This is a genomic window from Allomesorhizobium aridi (genome assembly GCF_043769475.1).
Classification (GTDB): Bacteria; Pseudomonadota; Alphaproteobacteria; order Rhizobiales; family Rhizobiaceae; genus Allomesorhizobium.
The window spans coordinates 3,092,141-3,112,166 of sequence record NZ_CP171729.1 but is presented as its reverse complement, the minus strand read 5'-3'; the positions used below and the strand labels follow the sequence as shown (position 1 = coordinate 3,112,166).

The 20,026-nt window shown below is 62.8% G+C and carries 15 protein-coding genes and 1 pseudogene; 11 read left to right on the top strand and 5 right to left on the bottom strand.

What is annotated here, in order from left to right; genetic code table 11:
- Window positions 1–31 precede the first annotated feature (31 nt).
- Window positions 32–721: a haloacid dehalogenase type II gene (locus tag ACG873_RS17235; RefSeq protein ID WP_394886183.1), complete on the bottom strand. Its 690-nt coding sequence runs from the start codon at window positions 719–721 to the stop codon at window positions 32–34.
- A 319-nt stretch (window positions 722–1,040) separates the two neighbouring features.
- Between ACG873_RS17235 and ACG873_RS17230 the strand changes: the two genes are divergently transcribed.
- Both ACG873_RS17230 and ACG873_RS17225 read left to right on the top strand, forming a co-directional pair.
- Window positions 1,041–1,883, top strand: coding sequence for a GNAT family N-acetyltransferase (locus ACG873_RS17230; protein ID WP_394893572.1), 843 nt, complete (start codon window positions 1,041–1,043; stop codon window positions 1,881–1,883).
- Window positions 1,884–1,897: 14 nt separating this feature from the next.
- Window positions 1,898–3,274 (top strand): aspartate aminotransferase family protein, encoded by a 1,377-nt coding sequence (locus ACG873_RS17225; RefSeq protein ID WP_394886181.1) that lies wholly within the window; start codon window positions 1,898–1,900, stop codon window positions 3,272–3,274.
- Between the two features lie 39 nt (window positions 3,275–3,313).
- Here ACG873_RS17225 and ACG873_RS17220 read toward each other — a convergent pair whose 3' ends face one another.
- The 3 genes from ACG873_RS17220 to ACG873_RS17210 form a co-directional block, all read right to left on the bottom strand.
- Window positions 3,314–3,790 carry an Lrp/AsnC family transcriptional regulator gene (locus ACG873_RS17220; protein ID WP_394886179.1) on the bottom strand — a complete coding sequence of 159 codons (477 nt, stop codon included), beginning with the start codon at window positions 3,788–3,790 and terminating at the stop codon, window positions 3,314–3,316.
- A gap of 10 nt (window positions 3,791–3,800) precedes the next feature.
- Window positions 3,801–4,874 (bottom strand): tartrate dehydrogenase, encoded by a 1,074-nt coding sequence (locus ACG873_RS17215; protein ID WP_394886177.1) that lies wholly within the window; start codon window positions 4,872–4,874, stop codon window positions 3,801–3,803.
- A gap of 86 nt (window positions 4,875–4,960) precedes the next feature.
- Window positions 4,961–6,286, bottom strand: coding sequence for an NAD(P)/FAD-dependent oxidoreductase (locus tag ACG873_RS17210; RefSeq protein ID WP_394886175.1), 1,326 nt, complete (start codon window positions 6,284–6,286; stop codon window positions 4,961–4,963).
- 748 nt (window positions 6,287–7,034) lie between these two features.
- Here ACG873_RS17210 and ACG873_RS17205 point away from each other — a divergent pair.
- From ACG873_RS17205 to ACG873_RS17185, 5 genes are all read left to right on the top strand, one after another.
- Window positions 7,035–8,699 (top strand): ABC transporter ATP-binding protein, encoded by a 1,665-nt coding sequence (locus tag ACG873_RS17205; protein ID WP_394886173.1) that lies wholly within the window; start codon window positions 7,035–7,037, stop codon window positions 8,697–8,699.
- A 38-nt stretch (window positions 8,700–8,737) separates the two neighbouring features.
- Window positions 8,738–10,408: a peptide ABC transporter substrate-binding protein gene (locus tag ACG873_RS17200; RefSeq protein ID WP_394886171.1), complete on the top strand. Its 1,671-nt coding sequence runs from the start codon at window positions 8,738–8,740 to the stop codon at window positions 10,406–10,408.
- A 67-nt stretch (window positions 10,409–10,475) separates the two neighbouring features.
- Complete coding sequence (locus ACG873_RS17195) at window positions 10,476–11,426, top strand: ABC transporter permease (protein ID WP_292207844.1); 951 nt, start codon at window positions 10,476–10,478, stop codon at window positions 11,424–11,426.
- A 34-nt stretch (window positions 11,427–11,460) separates the two neighbouring features.
- Window positions 11,461–12,339 (top strand): ABC transporter permease, encoded by an 879-nt coding sequence (locus ACG873_RS17190; RefSeq protein ID WP_394886169.1) that lies wholly within the window; start codon window positions 11,461–11,463, stop codon window positions 12,337–12,339.
- Between the two features lie 58 nt (window positions 12,340–12,397).
- On the top strand, window positions 12,398–13,708 hold the full coding sequence (locus ACG873_RS17185; RefSeq protein WP_394886167.1) for an NAD(P)/FAD-dependent oxidoreductase: 1,311 nt from the start codon (window positions 12,398–12,400) through the stop codon (window positions 13,706–13,708).
- A gap of 56 nt (window positions 13,709–13,764) precedes the next feature.
- On the opposite strand, the gene ACG873_RS17180 is transcribed toward ACG873_RS17185, so the two are convergent.
- Complete coding sequence (locus ACG873_RS17180) at window positions 13,765–14,703, bottom strand: ornithine cyclodeaminase family protein (RefSeq protein ID WP_394886165.1); 939 nt, start codon at window positions 14,701–14,703, stop codon at window positions 13,765–13,767.
- 309 nt (window positions 14,704–15,012) lie between these two features.
- On the opposite strand from ACG873_RS17180, the gene ACG873_RS17175 reads away from it, so the two are divergent.
- From ACG873_RS17175 to ACG873_RS17160, 4 genes and pseudogenes are all read left to right on the top strand, one after another.
- The gene (locus ACG873_RS17175; protein WP_394893320.1) at window positions 15,013–15,879 is read left to right on the top strand and encodes a GNAT family N-acetyltransferase; all 867 of its coding nucleotides are present in this window, start codon (window positions 15,013–15,015) and stop codon (window positions 15,877–15,879) included.
- Window positions 15,880–15,898: 19 nt separating this feature from the next.
- A pseudogene (locus ACG873_RS17170) lies at window positions 15,899–17,069 on the top strand (alanine racemase).
- A 61-nt stretch (window positions 17,070–17,130) separates the two neighbouring features.
- Window positions 17,131–18,405, top strand: a complete 1,275-nt coding sequence (locus ACG873_RS17165; RefSeq protein WP_394893318.1) for an NAD(P)/FAD-dependent oxidoreductase — start codon at window positions 17,131–17,133, stop codon at window positions 18,403–18,405.
- Complete coding sequence (locus tag ACG873_RS17160) at window positions 18,402–19,856, top strand: aldehyde dehydrogenase family protein (RefSeq protein WP_394893316.1); 1,455 nt, start codon at window positions 18,402–18,404, stop codon at window positions 19,854–19,856. The genes ACG873_RS17165 and ACG873_RS17160 overlap by 4 nt, the downstream gene beginning before the upstream one ends.
- Window positions 19,857–20,026 lie beyond the last annotated feature (170 nt).

The following is a 20,026-nucleotide window of genomic DNA, read 5'->3' as shown; positions in this document are numbered from 1 at the left end:
GTATGATGCGATAGCCGGAGGCCCGCCAGCCTCAAGCAACTTCCCGAACGGGATCCAGGCCGACCGCGGCGGCCAGCCCGCCGATATCCTTGACCTCGGTGTACTCGTAGAAGGGGTTCGCGGGCTCGTGGCCGCGGTTCACCCACGCCTTGCTCTTGATGCCGAGATCGTAGGCGGTCATCAGATCGTAGCGGAAGGAGGAGGAGACGTGAGTAATGTCTTCCGGCCCGCAGCCGAGTTTGTCGAGCATGTACTCGAAGCCCTTCATTTGGGGCTTGTAAGCGCCAGTCTCCTCCGCCGTGATGACCATGTGGAAGGGCGCGCCGAGTTTGTCGACGTTCGACATTATCAGGCTGTTCATGGCGTTCGACAGGATTACCAGAGGAATCTCCTTCGCCACCTTGGCCAGACCCGCTGGCACATCCGGGTGCGGGCCCCATGTCGGAACTTCCTCATAGATGCGCCGGGCATCCTCGGGCCGGAATGCGACGCCGTTGCGCTTGCAGGTGCGTTCCACGGAATTGTGCACGACATCGAGGTAGGGCTTCCAGGCGCCAAGAACCTCGTCCAAGCGATAGGCGGCGAAGTCCTTGATGAACTGCGTCAACGCGGCCGGCGAAAGTCGCGAGCCATAGATGCGTCTCGCGGCACCAGCCATATCGAAATTGGTCAGCGTGCCGTAGCAGTCGAAGGTGATGTATTTCGGTCTGAACGTCGACATGGCGACTATCCTCCTAATTTCTCTCGGCACAGCCTGCCTGTACCGCAATCACCATAGTCGGCGACCTGGAAGACTAATGGCCGCATTCGCCGCGGCCTGAAGCAGATCGTTTCGTATTGCATCGCGGCTTTGGCAGAGAGTTGCGCCAAGTCCTTTCGAGCTTTGGGAGCAGCGCGGCCCGTCGGCCATGCTTCGGCAGAAGATGCGGCGCGAGCGGCGAAGGATAGTGAAAACGCGTGGCGCATGGCTGCCGGTCGGGAGGAACTGCCGTCTTTGGTGGTCTACTGTGAGCACCTGAAGACGAAGGCCAGAAATGCTCATGACCGCAGGACAGATCACGCTTGAAACAATGGCGCCGGGGCATCTGGAAGGTGCCGTCGAGTTGTCTCGCCAAGTTAAATGGCCGCATCGCCGCGACGATTGGGAGCTGGCCCATTCGGTCAGCCGGGGGATTGTCGCTTTGGAAGAGGGACGCGTGGTGGCGACGATCTTGATGACCCCTTATGGCGACGATGCCGCCACCATCAACATGGTCATCGTTGATGCCGCAATGCGCGGCCGCGGGCTTGGCCGGCAGATGATGGAAGAGGCGCTTGCCAAGGCGGGTGAGCGCACCTGTTACCTGGTGGCGACACGGGAAGGCCTGCCGCTCTACGAGAAGCTGGGCTTCGTCGCCACTGGCGAGATCGTACAGCATCAGGGCGAGGCATTGCCTGTTTTCGCGCCGGCACGTGTATCCTGGGCCGAGAGCGGCGATCTTGCCCGCCTCGGTGTGCTGGATCGCGAGGCATTTGGCCATGACCGTTCGGCGCTGATGAAGCTGCTTCTCGAGCGCGCGAAGTTCGCTGTCATTCGCGATGAAGGCGATACCCAGGCCTTTTCCGCCATCCGGCCATTCGGCCGGGGGCTGGTCATCGGGCCGGTGGTGGCGAGAAACGGTACCGAGGCCAAAGCCCTGGTCGACTTTCTGCTCGCCCATCATCAGGGCAAGTTCGTCCGTGTCGATACCGACGTTTCGACGGATCTTGCTGAATGGCTCACCGGGCGCGGGCTCGCGCACGTCGGCGGTGGGATCACGATGCGACGCTCCATGGCCACGCACAAAGAAAGCAAGTCCGCGCATCACCGCGCATATGCGTTGGTTAGTCAGGCACTGGGTTGAAATCGGAGGAAGAAATGCTGGCAAACTCACTGATCGAACTCGATCGCGCACATCTGGTTCACCCGTTTTCATGCTATCGGAGCCACGAGGAGACGGGCGTGCGGGTGCTCAAATCCGCCAAGGGCGCAACAGTAACCGATGCGAGCGGAAAAACCCTGCTGGACGGATTCGCAGGGCTATGGTGTGTAAACATCGGATACGGCCAGGAAAGCGTCGTTGAAGCAGCCGCAAAGCAGCTAAGAGAGCTTCCCTATGCGACGGGATATTTCGGCCTGGGGTCTGAGCCTGCCATTCGTCTTGCTGCCAGGCTTGCCGAACTGGCGCCCGGAGATTTGAACCATGTCTATTTCACGCTTGGCGGCTCAGACGCAGTCGACAGTACGATCCGCTTCATTCGCTATTACTACCATGCCAAGGGTACGCCGACGAAGGACCAGTTCATCTCGGTCGAGTATGGCTACCATGGATCCTCGACGGCAGGGTCAGGTCTGACCGCGATCCCAGCTTTCCATGCGGGTTTCGGTGTCCCATACGACTGGCAGCATAAAATCCCTTCGCACTACGCCTATCGCAATCCGGTCGGTTCCGATCCGCAGACGATTATCGACGCATCGGTCGCGGCCCTGCGCGCCAAGATCGCGGAACTCGGCGCGGACCGCGTTGCGGCCTTCTACGCCGAACCCATTCAGGGTTCGGGCGGTGTCCTCGTTCCACCGACAGGCTGGCTGAAGGCCCTGCACGCCGTGTGCAAGGAACACGACATTCTGTTCGTTGCCGACGAAGTCATCACCGCCTTTGGCCGCACTGGCCCGCTCTTCGCCTGTGAAGAGGACGATGTGGTGCCGGATTTCATAACCACGGCGAAGGGACTGACCTCGGGCTACGTGCCGATGGGCGCGGTTTTCATGTCGGACCACGTCTACAATACGATCGCGGACGGAGCCGGCAAAGCGCCTGTCGGCCATGGGTACACCTATTCAGCCCATCCCGTGAGCGCGGCGGTGGGGCTTGAATGCCTGCGTCTCTACGAAGAGGGTTTGATCGAGAACGGGCGGAAGGCCGGGAAGCGCTTGATGGAAGGCCTTCGCTCGCTCGCCGACCACCCGCTGGTTGGCGATATTCGCGGTCGCGGCATGCTGGCCGCGGTCGAGCTGGTCACTGACAAGGAGCGCAAGACGCCCCTGCCGGCGGCAGCCGATCCGGGTCGCCGTATTTTCGACCGCGCATGGGCGAACGGCCTCGTCATCCGCGCCTTCAACAGCGGCATCCTGGGCTATGCGCCGCCGCTCTGCTGCACCGAAGACGATATCGATGGAATCCTCGAACGCACGCGGATGACGCTGGATCAAACACTCGAAGACAAGGACGTGCGGGCGGCGATGAAAAGATGATCGTCCAGACTGCCGCCGCATGCGCGGGCAGCCTCTTCCTCATTGGTCGAATATGGCGTCGAGCGGCAGGTGAGATTTCACGATAGGGGATTTCAGCACGACGAAGCTGAAATATTTGTCGATGCCGATGTCCATTTCGACAAGGCGCTCCATGACCGTCTGGTATTCGGTGATTCCCGCTGTGACAAACTTCACCAGGTAGTCGTACCCGCCTGAAACAAGATGGCATTCGATGACGGAATCGATCTTCTCGACGGTGGCAAGAAACCGCGCGAAGTCGTTCTGCCGATGGTTCCTGAGCGTGATCTCGGTGAAGACCGTCAACGTCTGCCCGAGTTTGGAGACGTCGATCTGGGCGGAATAGCCGGTGATGAAGCCTTCCGCCTGAAGCTTCTTGACCCGCATCAGGCAGGGGCTCGGTGACAGATACACCAGCTCGGCAAGCTCGACGTTGGATATGCGCCCGTTCTTTTGCAGCTCGGAGAGAATTTTGATGTCGATCTTGTCGAGCTTCATCAGAAACCTGTCACACGTTCGAACCGCGGATCGTCCGGCAAACGGCGTCCGTTACTTCCTGCGTGGTCGCGGTGCCACCAACGTCCGGCGTCAGCACGCCTTCCCCTGTCACCGATTCCACAGCGCGCATCAGCCGGTCGGCCGCTTCGCTTTCGCCCAGATGTTCGAGCATCTGGGCAGCGGTCCAGAAGGTGGCCACGGGGTTGGCGATCCCTTTGCCGGCAATGTCGAATGCCGAGCCGTGGATAGGCTCGAACATCGAGGGATAGCGCCGCTCGGGATCAATATTGGCGGTCGGTGCTACACCGAGGCTGCCCGAAAGCGCGCCTGCAAGGTCCGACAATATGTCGGCATGAAGGTTGGTGGCAACGATCGTATCGAGGCTCCGTGGCTTCAGCGTCATACGCGCCGTCATAGCATCAACCAGCATCTTGTCCCACGTGACGTCCGGGAATTCCCGTGCCACCTCGGCGGCGATTTCGTCCCACATTACCATGCCATGTCGTTGGGCGTTGGATTTGGTGACGACGGTCAAAAGTTTTCGCGGCCGCGACTGCGCCAACCGGAATGCGTAGCGCATGATGCGGGTGACACCGACGCGCGTGAAGATCGCGACTTCAGTACCGACCTCCTCGGGGAGGCCGCGATGGGCGCGGCCGCCATGGCCCGAATACTCGCCCTCGGAATTCTCCCGCACGATCACCCAATCCAGATCGCCAGGGCCAACGCCCGCCAGCGGAGAAGCAATACCAGGCAGTATCCTGGTCGGCCGCACGTTCGCGTACTGATCAAAGCCCTGGCAAATCGGCAGCCGGAGGCCCCAGAGAGTGATGTCGTCAGGCACATCGGGGGCGCCGACCGCGCCAAAGAAGACAGCGTCGAAACGCTTCAGTTGCGTCATACCGTCCTCGGGCATCATCCGACCATGGGCCTTGTAGTAGTCTGAGCCCCAGTCGAAGTGCTGGACGCGCAGCTTGAAGTCGCCGCAGCGCTGTTGGAGCGTCTCGAGCGTCTGGAGGCCCGCAGCGATGACTTCTGGGCCGATCCCGTCGGCTGGTATGGCGGCAATCTGGTATTCACGCATGCGAACTTCCCCATTGTTTTCAGTGCTGGCCGCCTCGCGGCCTCAATCTCGTGTGCGACCGGCTGGACGTTGGCAAACCGGCCTTCTCAGAATTCAGCGACCTTGCCCCATGCAGCCATCTTCAGACGCTCCGGCCTGTAGGGACCGGGGTCGACGATCGGGTCACAGCCTGTGATGATGTCGGCAATCAGGTGCCCGGCGCCGGGACCGATCCCGAAGCCGTGACCGCTAAATCCCGCCGCCAAGATAAAGCCCGGAATCCCCTCCACTTCACCGATTGCGGGGACGCCATCGGGCGTGCTGTCGATATAGCCCGCCCAGGCATCGGAGATAGCAAAGCGCTTGAGTTCGGGCAGCAACTCGCAGGCTCTTTGGTGCGTAAGGCGAATCTGCCCCATGTCTGGTTTGGGATCGAGTATCCGGTTCCGCTCCATCGGCGTCACATCGTCGAGCGCCCATTTCGCCAAGGTTTCGTGACCCGCGCACCAACCCTTGGCTCCGCCGGGCACCAGGCTGCGCCAACGGCGCGCAAACATGGGCACGAACTCGCGGCCGAACCTGAATTGCTGCGGGGTTGGGTCGACGCACGCGCGCCCGCTGATGGCCAACGTGTATCCACCGTTGCCGCGCCGCGTCAGCGATACGCGCGCGGTATGCAAGGCATCCGGCAGTTCGCTTGCTCCGGGCGCCACCGCAAGAATCGAAGCGCGCACGGAAGCCTGAGGAAAACGAATGCCGAGCTGATTGCAGAAGGATGAGGCCCACGCGCCTCCGGCCATGACAACGGTCTTCGTCCGGATGGTACCTGCTTCAGTCACCACAGCGCTCACCCGGCCGGCGCTCAGCTCCAGGCCGCGCGCAGCACAATTCTGATGTACGGTTCCGCCCGCAGCCATGATGCCGCGCGCGGCAACCGGCACTGCCTTGGAAGTGTCTGCCGTTCCGTCAGTTGGCGAGAATACGCCACCTTTCCATTTGCGGCCGGTCGCTTTGCCCCGTTCGGTGGCTTCTTCCGCGCCCAGCATGTGCGTCGTCACTCCGGCGGTCCGTGCAAAGTCGCGCCACTTTGTCCAGCCTGCGAGCTCATTTTCGTCCTGTGAGAGATACAGAAGTCCGCAACGGCGAAAGCCGGTATCCTCGCAAGTCTCCTGCGCCACTTTCTCCCAGAGATCGAGGCTCTTGGTTGCCATCGGCAGCTCGCGCGCGTCACGGTTCTGCTGGCGGCACCAGCCCCAATTGCGGCTGGACTGTTCGGCGGCTACGCGCCCTTTCTCCAGCAGGGTGACGCTGACGCCGCGGCGCGCGAGATAATATGCCGTGAATACGCCTGCCACGCCGCCGCCGATGACGACGACGTCCGCCTCGCGAGGCAGGGATGGGCTGGAATCGATGTGCATGAGCGGCGCGGGCATGAAACGGGACTCCGGCAATTTTAAGCATCCTAACCTGCGGCCCGCAGAGGCAGGCTGCGGAGTTCATGCCTGGACGGAACTTCCTGCGGTTTGCGGCCCACAGAACAGGTAATTGTTTGCCGAAAAATTCGCCGGCGCCGAACTCGCCGGGGCAAGCAGGAGTACACTTCATCCAGTGTCGTAATCGACGCATGGGCTTTTCGGGACGCGGCGCGCAGTTGTCGACCTTGATCCCGCAATCCCCTGCCGCCATTGCTGGGCCGCACGGGACACCAACCGCGCGACGGCAAGGCCTGTCGCGCGCGAATTACCGGACGAAGGGCGTGGTGTCCGATCTCGGTTTCTGCGCCGGAACGGGAGCAGAGTGAAATGCCGAACGTGACGTTCTTTTCAGAAGTTCCTGCCGCCCGAGGGCCAAATTTCGACGACTATGCGGAAACAAAACAGTCAAACTGGCTGAAAGAACGGAGCAACCCTTCCTGATGGCAGGCAAGCTCCAGAGGACTTCCGATAGGCGGGGCTTACGCCTTCGGAGAGTTCTCCAAGAAAAGGGAACAGTGTCCGGTATACGGACCGGATTTCATAAAGGGAGCCGCCAGGATGAGCAGAATCCGTTTCTCGCAGCCTCAGGGCACGAAGCGCCGAGATGGCCAGACTCAGGCCCCTGCGGCGAGGCGCTTATGCTCAAAGGGCGATGATGCGGTCCGCAACAGAGTGGACCCACTCGGTTGAAGGGGAGGTGATCGCGATGGTCGCAAGCATCCAGCCTGTAGCTCCCCACGATGTGGCGCTTTCGGTGCGCGACCTCACGGTGAATTTGCCGGAAGGCATGGAAAGAACCCATGCCGTCGAGAACATCTCCTTCGATCTGAAACGCGGCCAGATTCTGTGCGTCATTGGCGAGTCCGGCTCCGGCAAGTCGGTTACCGCCAACGCCATCATGGGGCTACTGCCTCGGGTGATCCACGTCTCCTCGGGCGCTATCCACCTCGGCGGGATGAACATCATAGGCATGCCGCCGGACAAGCTGCGCGGCCTGCGCGGCCGCGTCGTGTCGATGATCTTTCAGGACCCGCTCTCGGCGCTCAATCCGCTGATGACGGTGGGTGCACAGATCGACGAGGTCATGGCGGCGCATGGCGTCGGCTCTCCGAAATCCCGTCGCGGCCGCGCTATCGAGTTGCTGACTGAGGTGGGACTGCCGGACCCGGAACTCATGTACCACCAGTATCCGTTCCGCCTCTCCGGCGGGCAGCGGCAGCGGGTGATGATTGCCATGGCGCTCGCACTCGAGCCCACGATCCTGATTGCGGATGAACCGACGACGGCGCTCGACGTGACCACGCAGGCGCAGATTCTCGAGCTGATCCGCGAGATTCAGCGACGCAAGGGAATGAGCGTCATGTTCATCACCCATGACTTCGGGGTCGTGGCCGAGATCGCAGACAGCGTGGTCGTGATGGAGAAGGGCCACATCGTCGAGCAAGGTAGCGCCAAACAGGTCCTGCAGTCGCCCAGCCATCCCTATACCCGGCGCCTTATCGCAGCCGTTCCGCACCTGACCGGCGAGGACCGCATCCCTCTGGAGACGGCCGACAAAGCGCCGATCCTGAAGGTCGAGGGCCTGGTGAAGACCTACCGCACCGGCAGTTCCCTGTTCGGCTCCCAGCGCGTCGTGCCCGCGGTCAACGAAGTCTCATTCGAACTCGCGCCAGGACGCACACTCGGCGTTGTGGGCGAAAGCGGTTCCGGCAAATCGTCGCTGGGCCGGCTTCTGATCAAGCTGCTGGACAGCGACTGCGGCGGGATTCTGTTCGAGGGCCGCGACATCGCCAAGCTTTCCGAAGCCGAGTTCCGCCCGCTGCGACCCCGGGTCCAGATGGTCTTCCAGGACCCCTTCGCGTCGCTCAACCCGCGCTCAACTGTCGGCCACATCCTGACCGTTGGCCCAGTCGCACACGGCACGCCCTATGCCCAGGCGCGTGAAGAGGCGAAGGCGCTTCTTGCTCATGTCGGGCTCGATGCCGGCGCCTTCGGCCGCTATCCGCATGAATTTTCCGGTGGGCAGCGCCAGCGCATAGGCATCGCCCGTGCGCTCATGTTCAGGCCGAAGCTGCTGATCGCGGACGAGGCCGTGTCGGCGCTCGACGTGTCGATCCAGGCGCAGATCTTGAAGCTGCTGGATCAAATCCAGCGGGAGACCGGTGTTTCGATGATTTTCATCACCCACGATCTGCGCGTCGCCAGCCAGATCTGCGACGAAATCGCGGTGATGCAGAAAGGGCGGATCGTGGAATCCGGTCCCCCCTCGCAAATCTTCCTCGACCCGCAATCAGCCTACACACGCGAGCTGGTGGCGGCGATTCCTGGAGAGCAGCCGGGATCTACCCGTCCGGTTGCAGCAAATGGGTAAGAGCCACGGCGGGTACCGCCAGAACAAGGGGAATTCCAATGACAGAACGCTCAAACACCAAATCAACGTACTCGCGGCGCGATGCACTGCGTTTGATGGCGATAGGCGGGGCTGCAGGCCTCATTGCGCCCAATCTGTTGGGCAAACCCGCCTTCGCCCAGAACCCACCAGCCAGCCCAACCGGCCGCGTCATCGTCGGATTCTCGCAGGAACCCACCGTCTTCAATCCACTGATGCCGCATACCGAGTGTGACGACGCTGTGCATTTCTCAGTGTTTGATGCACTCGTTCGAATGGACTCCAAGGGCGTTCTCCAGCCCAATCTTGTGGTCGAAGTGCCAAGCCAAAAAAACGGCGGTATCTCGGAGGATGGACTTTTGTGGCGCGTCCGCCTGCGTGATGACGTCCGCTGGCACGACGGCCAACCCTTCACGGCCGATGACGTGAAGTTCACGCTTGAGCTCATCACCAATCCGAAATTCCGCGCGTGGCGCACGGCGGGCCATGCGCTGGTGCGCGACATCAAGGTGGTCTCGCCGACCGAGCTCACATGGCGGATGGAGGAGGCTTTCGCCCCCTACCTGTCGTTTCTCGCCGAAACCTTCATGGTTCCCAAGCATATCCTCGAAAAAGAGGCCGACCCGAACGCCGCCGCCTTCAATCAGGCGCCTGTCGGCACTGGCGCATTCAAGTGGGCGCAGCGCATCGCCGGCGATCACATCGAACTCGTCGCGAACACGGACTATGCAGGGGAGGGCCCCTATTTGGAGCGGCTCGTCTTCAAATACATCCCCGACATGACAGTGCTCTATACCCAGTTCAAGAGCGGCGACATTGATCTTGTCGACCAGGCATTCATAACCGCCGACCACTATGAGGAAGCCAGCAAACTACCGGATCGCGCGGTCATGTTGGAGCGCGGGGCATCGGTCGAGTCGATCTATCTCAATCTTGAGAAACCACAATTCAAGGACCCGGCGGTCCGCCAGGCGCTCTACGCCGCGATAGATAGGAAAGCGATCCTCGAAGGACTCTATTACGGGGTCCACAACCCCACCGAGACCTTCATGCCGCAGAATTCCTACTACTACAATCCGAACCTGCCGGCGCAGGAGTTCAACATCGAGCGCGCGCGCCAGATCCTCGACGAGGCCGGCTGGGTACCCGGAGCTGATGGAATACGAGTGAAGGACGGGGTGCGTCTGTCGTTCGCCAACTCCACCACCTCCGGCAACCACCTGCGCGAGCAGACGCAGCAGTTCTTGCAGCAGACATTCGCCGAGATCGGGGTGGAGATGACGATCTCGAATCTGCCGGCCGCCGTCATGTGGGGCGATTTCTGGCTCAAATCGCAGTTCGAGTCAGCGATCTCCGGTGTAACCAATGTCATCGCGGGCGACCCCGACGTTTCCAACCGCCTGCACACCAAGGCGATCGTCGCGAAGGGCGGAAAGGGCTCGAACACAGGCCAATACTCCAACCCGGAGGTCGATGCGCTGCTCGATAAGGGCGCCCGCACCTTCGATCGGGAGGCGCGGCGCGCCATCTATCTGCGTGTGCAGGAAATCGTGCGTCAGGATCTGCCGTTCCTGCCTCTGTTTGCCTACGCCAATGTGTTCGGCCGCAAGGAAGGGCTGGACGGTTTCGAGGCAAATTCCAACGCCCGCGTCGCATCCTGGTATGCCGCCGGATGGCATTGGAAGGCCTGACATACATCTGGCCGCCGCATTGCGGCGGCGGCCAGTCATCGGCGCTGTCTTGAAAGAGGAGAGTTGAATGCGCGGCTTCCTGCTCAACCGGCTCTCACAGAGCCTCATTCTGCTCCTGATCGTGTCGGTCATCGGGTTCGTCGTCCTGAACCTGCTACCGGGCGGCCCACTGGCGCAATTCGGGCTCGATCCCGGCATGACGCAGGACGATCTCGATCGCCTGAAAGAGCAATTAGGGCTGAACCGTCCTCTTTTGATGCAATATCTCGACTGGGCCTGGCGGCTTCTCCAGGGCGACTGGGGCCACTCCTTCCGCGACGGCACGCCTGTACTGGCAGTGATTGGCCGGCACGTCTTTGCCACGCTGCTGCTGATGGGTACGTCCACTGCGATTGCAATTGCGATCGGCACCTGGATCGGCATCCGCGGCGCCACACACCGCTATTCGCTGTTCGACCATATGGCCACGGTCGGAGCAATGGTCGCGCTGTCGATCCCGACCTTCTGGTTCGGGCTCGTCGGCATCTACATCTTCTCCCTGCAGCTAGGCTGGCTGCCTGCAGGCAACATGTACACGATCGGCGACGGTTCGGTTCTGAACTACCTGCATCACCTGATCCTGCCAAGCATCGTGCTGTCGCTGGTGCATGTCGCGATCTGGAGCCGCTACATGCGCACTGCGACGCTAGATGCCATCAGCCAGGATTTCGTCAAAACCGCCCGCGCCAAGGGCCTGAGCGAGCGCCGGGTCATCATGAAGCACGTCGTCGGCAATGCGCTTCTGCCGATGATCACACTGGCCGGAGTGCAGCTTCCCAGCATCCTGACCGGCGCGCTGGTGACGGAGACAGTGTTTACCTGGCCGGGGATGGGTCGACTGTTCTTGGACAGCCTCGGTTACAGCGACTACCCGGTCGTGATGGGACTGCTGATGTTCTCAGCCATCCTCGTCATCCTGGGCAACCTGATCGCAGACATCGCGGTGGCGATCGTCGACCCGCGCATTCGTCTGGGTTGAGCGCGTAACCTCACGCCCAACAGGAGGCAGAAAAATGACCGCTCTTGCCGCAAATGCAGAACCAAGCCGCTGGTGGCGCAGCCGCACGGTGCGCCGTTTCACGAGCCATCATCTGGCGTTGCTGGGAGCGGCGATGATCACACTTCTCACGCTGGCATGCGTCTTCGGCCCTCATCTTCTGCCCTATGATTCCCTCTACATCGATTTGCGCGCCCGCTTTTCGCCGCCGCTGACCGGTGACCACTATCTCGGAACCGACCCGCTTGGGCGGGACGTGGCCGCACGGCTGTTCATGGCGGGGAGGACCTCACTGCTGGTGGCATTCTTCGCCATGCTGCTGTCGACGCTGATCGGAACGCTCGTCGGCGTGATCGCGGGCTACCGCGGCGGCTGGATCGGTGCAGCACTGATGCGCACGGTCGACGGCTTCCTGTCGTTCCCCTCCATCTTCTTGTTGCTGGCCTTGGCCGCGGCATTGAAGCCGAGCCCCGCTATGGTCACCGTCATCGTCGCTATCACCAGCTGGATGGAGGTAGCCCGAATTGTCGAGGCCGAGGTACGGTCATTGCGCGAGCGCGAGTTTGTGTTGGCCGGGCGCATGGTGGGGTTGAGTGGCACGCATATCATGTTCCGCGAGATCCTGCCCAACGCCATGGGTCCGATCATCGTGGCCGCGACGCTGACAGTGGCGCGTGCAATCCTGCTGGAAGCCTATATCAGTTTCCTGGGTTACGGCATTCAGCCGCCGCTGCCCAGCTGGGGCAACATGCTCGAGGGCGCCCAGCAGTATCTGGACAGTGCACCCTGGCTGGCGATCATCCCCGGGGCCGCCATCACGATCGCTGTGACCAGCTTCAACTTCATCGGCGACGGACTGCGCGATGCGCTCGACGTGCGAGACGATCGGGTCTGATCTCGCCGGCAAACACGGCCCATTCCCGATCCAGCAAACGCAGCGAGAAGTCACTCACGTGCACGAGCCCAAAGTCGCCGACAAGAATACACCCTACTGGTGGGAGGCGGCGCCCGTCGCGCCGCTGCCGCCGCAGCCCTTGGCCAAGAAGCTTGATGTGGCGATCGTCGGCGCCGGCTACGCCGGGCTGGCGGCCGGGCTCGCGCTCGCGCGCGAAGGACGCTCGGTTGCAGCTTTTGATGGGACGAATCCGGGCGAGGGTGCTTCAACGCGCAATGGCGGAATTACGAGCGGGAGTATCCGGCTGGACTATGCCACCATCACCCGGCGCTTCGGCGAAGAGAAAGCCATGGCGATCGAGGCCGAGGGCAAGATCGCGCGCGAATTCCTTTACGATTTCATCAGAACGGAAAAGCTCGACTGCGACTTCAAGCTGGTCGGCCTTTTCAAAGGGGCCCTCGGATACGAGCAGTACGAGAAGATGGCCCGCGGCGCCGAGGCTTTGGCGAAGAAACTTGCGGTCGAATCTTACTCCGTTCCCCATGCGGAGCAGCGCAACTACATCGGGACCGACTTTTACCGCGGCGGCGTGGTGCGGAAGGACATTGGTGGGCTGCACCCGGCCAAGTTCCACGCCGAGCTCCTGCGGGTGGCGCTCGCTTCGGGTCTGACGGTGCATTCAAACACGCCCGTGACCTCTATCGAGAGGGATGGGTCGGGGTTCCGCGTCGCCACTTCGGCCGGAACGGTGCAGGCGCGGCAGGTTCTGGTCTGCACGAACGGCTATACCGATGGGGCCAGTCCCTTCCTCCGCCGCCGGCTGGTTCCCGTTCGCAGCCGGATTATTGCCACCGAGGAACTCGCGCCTGAGATGATGGCCCGCCTGATGCCGAAGCTGATGATGATGGGCGAGGGCCGCGAGCTTGGCTTCTATTACCGCCCTTCGCCGGACGGCAGGCGCATTCTGCTGGGCGGCCGCGACAGCTCGCGCGTAGGCGATCCGGCAGCGCCGACGATCCGTCTGCGCAACGGGCTAGTCGAACTTTTCCCGGAGCTGGAGAGGGTTCGCCTTTCCCACAGCTGGTTTGGCAATGTGGCGATGCACCGCGACATGCTGCCCCGCATCTTCGAGAAGGACGGCGTGGTCTACGCCACCGGCTTCTGCGGTTCGGGCGTCGTCTGGGCGCCGTGGGTCGGCACGCGTGCGGCCCACAAGCTGATGGGACATGGTGAGCAGGCGCGCACCGCATTCGACTTTCGGCCGCCTGCGGCCATCCCGCTCTATCATGGCGATCCGTGGTTCATGCCGGCCGTTATCAAGGGCTACGCACTGTTGGACCGTATCGCCTGGTGGCGCGCCAGCCGCTGACAAGCGGGCATTCTTTTTGAGGGGCATCCTCTACGGAGCCGCGGGCTAGCACTATGTCAGCGGTGGGACGCCTTTGCGCGGATCAGCGCTTCGGCCATGTAGAGGTCCTGCAGGGAGATACCGGAACTGTCGAAGACGATGATTTCGTTGTCGAAACGGCGTCCGGGCGAACGCTTTTCAATGACGTCGCCGATTGGTGTTACCGCAAGCACACCGGCGTCGATCGCATCGCGCACGTGTTGGAACTCGCCGATCTCAAGAGATTGGGAGGGCAGGTCGCAGAACAGACTTACGCTAGACAACAATTGGCTCGGCAATTCGCGCTTGCCCGGAGCGTCCGACCCCATGCTGACGATATGGGTTCCGGGTTCGACCCACGCGGCATCGAACAGCGGTTCGGGTGAGGGTGTCGCCGTCACCACGATGTCGGCCGTGCGCACGGCTTCTTCGGCCGATACGGCGCGCGCCTTCAGACCCCAATCGTTGACACGTTCGACGAAAGCGTCGCGGCGCGGCGAAGGCCGGGCCACGACAAGCACGGTTTCGATTGGGCGGATGCGCGCCAGCGCCCTCACTTCGAAGCCCGCCTGGTTGCCGGCGCCGAATATCGCAAGAACCTTGGCTTGCTTCCGCGCAAGAAGATCGGCCGCAACCGCGTCGGCGGCGGCCGTCCTGTAGGCGTTGACCTTCCCGGCCTCGACTACGGCGGCGAGCCGACCTGTATGCTGATCGAGCAGCACGATGGTGGAGTTGTGGCGGGGAAGGCCACGTGCCGGGTTGCCCGACCAGAAAGAGCCAATTTTCACGCCGGTCAGGTTGTCCGACCACCCGGACTTGATTGAGAAGGTGTTGGTCGCTTCCCGCGAGCGCCCGAGAACTGCAGGAAAGACGCCGCTCTGCTTGGATGCTGCGGCCACGAGAGCTTGCCGCGCCGCCTCGAAGGCAAGTTCATGTGTGACGAGGGCGGCAGACTCCTCTTCGCTGATGTAGATCATCCAAGCTTCCTTGTGGGCACCAGGCGGCTAATCGCTGCAAGGTGTTCCGGTACATGGCGTTGGTCAGAGCCGAGATTAATCGGTATAGAGGCTCGGACGTTACTCGGACTGGCAACCATGATGGGCGACGCAGGGCGGCAGATGAGTAGTTTTCACCCGATTTGTGCCGTTTTGTATGCCGAGGGACGGGGTCAAAACGAATGATCCCATCGAGTTAACAGGGCAAAACAGCAGGGAAATCTGCCTGCCGGGCGCGACTTTAAGGTCCGACTTCAAATCGACCTCGGACCAAGAGACAGCGTTGCACTTATGGCCGTTGAGCATGACAGAAATATCGTCAGCCTCCCGATTGAGCTGATGAAATTCGAGACCCGCCATGTGCCGGGCGCTCTGAAGCTGTCGCAGGAGATGGTCTGGCCTTATCGCCGCGAGGACTGGGAATTTGCCGCGACGGTCGGTCAGGGCCTGGTCCTGGAGCGGGCAGGCGAAGTGATCGGCACGGCCATGTGGTGGAACTACGGACAGGCCCATGCCACCGCCGGGATGATCATCGTCACCGCCTCCGCGCAAGGCGGTGGTTACGGCTCGCAGCTCTTCAATGGGCTGCTTGAGGCGACGGACGGGCGCGACGTACTGCTCAACTCGACCGAAGAGGGGCTCACGCTCTACAAGCGACGCGGCTTCACGCCTTGGGGCGCCGTGCTTCAGCACCAGGGCCCACTGATCGTCGCCGCGATGGCGGATGCCAGCGACGACATCCGTCCCGCGACCGTTTTAGACCTCGCGGCGATCCAGGGTTTCGACGAACGGGCCACGGGCATGCCTCGGCCGTCGATGGTGGCTGCGCTTGCCGATTTGGGCAACGTGGTGGTCATCGACCGCGTGGGAGGGGTTGCGGGCTACGCCATCGCCCGGAGGTTCGGGCGCGGCTACGTGGTCGGCCCTGTTGCAGCCGAAAGCGCACAAGACGCGCAACTCTTGATCCTCGCCCAGCTTGCGAAGCTCAAGGGGCAATTCGTACGCATCGACGTCTATGCCGAACACGGATTGAGCGACTGGCTGGAGCGCGTGGGCCTCAAGCAGGTCGGTTACGCGACCGCCATGGTCAGGGGGCAGCGGCCCGTCTCCGATGGGCCAGCACGCATGTATGCCTTGGCGAACCAGTCGTTCGGTTAGGAAATGAGGACAGGGAAAGATGGAGACAAACGCAAAAGTGCGTGAGGCGGCCAAAACGATCGACGTCCTCATCACCCCGTCGCTGCTTCTGGACCGAGGCCGAGCTCGAGCGCAACATCCAGCGTCTCGCCGAGCACGCTAAAAGCTTAGGCGTAGTGCTGCGCCCGCACATGAAGACGGCCAAGAGCATCGACGTCGCCCGACACGTCTTCCCCCGCGAACCCGGCCCGATTACGGTCTCGACGATTGCCGAGGCGGAATACTTCGCGGGCCACGGCTTTCGAGACATGACCTATGCGGTCGGCATGTCGCCCGCTTCGGCGACCCGCGCCATGGAGCTTTGTCGCCGGACGGGCGTCGATCTGAAGCTGCTGCTCGATACTGTGGAGCAGGCCGATGCTTTGGCCGAGGTGCGCGCGGCCACCGGCGTGACGCCGTCCGTGTTCATCGAACTGGACTGCGATGACCATCGCGGTGGATTGAAGCCGGACGATCCGAAGCTGCTCGAGGTGGCCGATAGGGTCGTCGCAGCGGGAGCCAACCTCGTCGGCGTCCTCGCCCATGCAGGCGAGTCCTACGGCTTGAGCATGCCCGATGCGTTGGTCGAGGCAGCCGAGAACGAGCGTTCGGCCACCGTGCGCGCCGCCGAAATTCTGCGCGCCCACGGCCATGCCTGCCCGATCGTCAGCCTAGGCTCGACGCCGACGGCGCACTTCGCCGAAAATCTGGAAGGCGTTACGGAGTTGCGCGCCGGGGTCTACATGTTCTTCGACCTCGTCCAGCATGGGGTCGGGGTCTGTGCTATCGACGATATTGCGGTTTCCGTGCTGGCCACCGTGATCGGCGCCAAGCCGGAAAAGGGTTGGGTGTTGGTTGACGCCGGGTGGATGGCGCTCTCGCGCGACCGTGGAACCGCGAACCAGAAGGTCGACCAGGGCTACGGGGTGGTCTGCGACGCTAAGGGGCGGGTGCTCGAAGACGTGATCGTGTCCCAGGCCAGCCAGGAGCACGGCATCCTCGCGATGCGCCCCGGCCCCGGCAAGCGCATGCCCGAGCTGCCGGTCGGTACGCGGGTGCGGATCCTGCCCAACCATGCCTGCGCGATGGCCGCGCAGCACGACTTCTACAGCGTCGTCAACGGCGAGAGCCCCGAGATCGAAGCGCGGTGGGAGCGGATCCGCGGCTGGTAGGAGTTCCGGTCTCCACGCTTTGCATGGCGCCCATGCAAACTGACGCTCTGGTGGTGCAATTATGAAGTTTACATCTTATTGGCTGGATACGTCTCAGCCGTTCGATGACGGCTCGTCGAGACCCCTCGAAGGTCACTACGATGTGGCCGTGGTGGGCGGCGGTCTGACGGGGTGCTCCGCCGCACTGGCCTTCGCCAAAAAGGGCGCCCGGGTCGCCCTGCTCGAGGCCGAAACAATCGGCAACGCCGCGTCCGGGCGCAATGGCGGCATGTGTAACAACGGCTTTGCTCAGAATTATGCGGTCATGGCCGGCAAGTACGGCACGGACGCCGCGAACGCGCTCTACAAGGCCTTCGACGCTGGCGTCGATATGGTCGAGCGGCTTGTCGAGGAAGAACAGATCGACTGCAGCTTCTTGCGCGTCGGCAAGCTCAAGCTTGCCGCCAAACCCGAGCACTACGACATGCTGGCGCGAAGCCAGGAGCTGCTGGCAACCAATGTCGACCCCGGAACGCGAATGATCGCGCGCACAGATCTGCGCAGCGAGGTCGGGACCGACCGCTATTACGGCGGGCTGCTGTTCCCCAAGAGCGCCAACATGCATGTCGGGCGTTTCGTCCGAGGACTGGCGACCGCAGCCGCGCGGCGTGGCGCGGAGGTCTATGAACATGCTCCGGTCATGGCCATGCGCAAGGGCGCCGGCGGGCACGAGGTTGAGACCCCTCGAGGCAAGATCGTCGCGCGGCAGGTTCTGCTGGCGAGCGGCATTTCCAAGGTCGGTCCGCTCGGATGGATCCGCCGCCGAATCGTGCCGGTCGGCGCCTTCCTGATCGTTACGGAACCGCTGTCGCCTTCACAAATCGAGCGCCTCATGCCGGCGCGCCGCAATGTCGTCGACACGCGAAACCTCGTCATCTACTGGCGGCTGACCCCGGACAATCGCATGCTGTTCGGCGGGCGGGCCCGGTTTGCGGTGTCCAATCCGCAATCCGACGAAAAGAGCGGCCGGATCCTGAAAGCGGCGATGGTCGAGGTCTATCCGGAGTTGGCCCACACCCGGATCGACTACTGCTGGGGCGGCATGGTCGACATGACCCGCGACCGCCTGCCGCGCGCCGGGGAGCGCGACGGCATCTTCTACTCGATGGGCTACAGCGGCCACGGCACGCATATGTCGACGCTGATGGGCAGCATCATGACCGATGTCATGGACGGGCGCCCCGACCTGAACCCCTGGAAGGATTTCGACTGGCCGGCGATCCCTGGATACTTCGGGCGTCCCTGGTTCCTGCCGATCCTCGGTGTCTATTACCGCATGAAGGACCTGGTGACATGACCCCGCCCCTCGAACACCTGTCCCGCAACGGCCGCCTGGACAGATTCTTCATCGGCGGCGAATGGCGCGAGCCGAGGGGCACCGCCAAGGGCGCCGTGGTCAATCCGGCCACGGAAGAGGTCGTGGTCCGGTTTCCGCTCGGAAACGGCGCGGACGTCGACGCGGCGGTCTCGGGGGCCCGCCGGGCCTTCGCCGGCTGGAGCCGGACCAGGCCGGAATACCGCGCGGGTCCGCTCGACCGCCTGCAGGAGTTGCTCGAGGCGCGCAGTGAACTGCTCGCGCAATGCCTGACCCTCGAGATGGGCGCAGCGATTGGATATGCGCGCACCGCGCAGGTGCCACTCGCGATCGCCCATGTGAAGACCGCTCGCGATGTCCTGACAACCTTCCCCTTCGTCGAGCAGCGCGGCCACACCGCCGTTACGTACGAACCGATCGGTGTCTGCGCGCTGATAACTCCGTGGAACTGGCCGCTCTACCAGATCACCGCCAAGGTCGCGCCGGCGCTCGCCGCGGGCTGCACGGTCGTGCTGAAGCCGAGCGAGCTTTCTCCCTTGAGCGCTCTACTGTTCGCCGAGGTGATCGAGGAAGCCGGCTTCCCCGGCGGTGTCTTCAACCTGGTCAATGGCGACGGCCCCTGCGTCGGGGCGGGTCTTGCGTCCCATGCGAATGTCGACATGATCTCGATTACCGGTTCTACCCGTGCCGGCATTGCGGTGGCCCAGGCGGCCGCGCCGACGGTCAAGCGCGTCGCGCAGGAGCTCGGCGGCAAGTCGCCGAACGTGATCCTGCCCGACGCCGATTTCGATCGCGCCGTTTCGCTCGGCATCGCCGCTGGCTTCCGCAACCTCGGCCAGTCGTGCAGCGCGCCGACGCGCATGATCGTGCCGCGCGCTCAGCTTGCCGAGATCGAGTCGATCGCCGAGCGCGCCGCGGACGAGATCGTCGTGGGCGATCCTCTCTTGGAGACCACCACCCATGGTGCGATTGCCAACCGTGCCCAGTTCGACCGGATCCAGACCATGATCGGCGTCGGCATTTCGGAAGGCGCCAAGCTTCTCGCCGGCGGACCGGGTCGTCCGGGCGGTCTGAACGCCGGGCTCTATGTCAAGCCGACCATATTTTCCGAGGTGCGCACGGACATGCGCATCGCCCAGGAGGAGATCTTCGGGCCGGTTCTCTGCATCATCCCCTACGACACCGTGGACGAGGCCGTCGCCATCGCCAACGACACCGTCTATGGCCTCGGGGCTCATGTGCAGGGCAAGGACATGGAGGCCGTCAAAGACGTCGCGTCGCGGATCCGCGCCGGTCAGGTGCATCTCAACTACCCAGCGTGGGATCCCCACGCGCCGTTCGGCGGCTTCAAACAATCCGGAAACGGGCGCGAGTACGGACTAGAGGGCATGTTGGAGTATCTCGAAGTTAAATCCATCCTGGGCTATTTCTAGGCCATATCGTCGCCAATGGGCATAGGGCACGCCGGTGACGTCATCTACGCCGTCGGCTGCCTTCAGCGCGCTTCAGCTCATTCGGGCGATCTTCGTGTTACTCGTCACGAGTCGCGTCACTCAAGTACAACTGGCGAGCAGACTCCCGTTGCTGTCGTACTGCAGCGTGC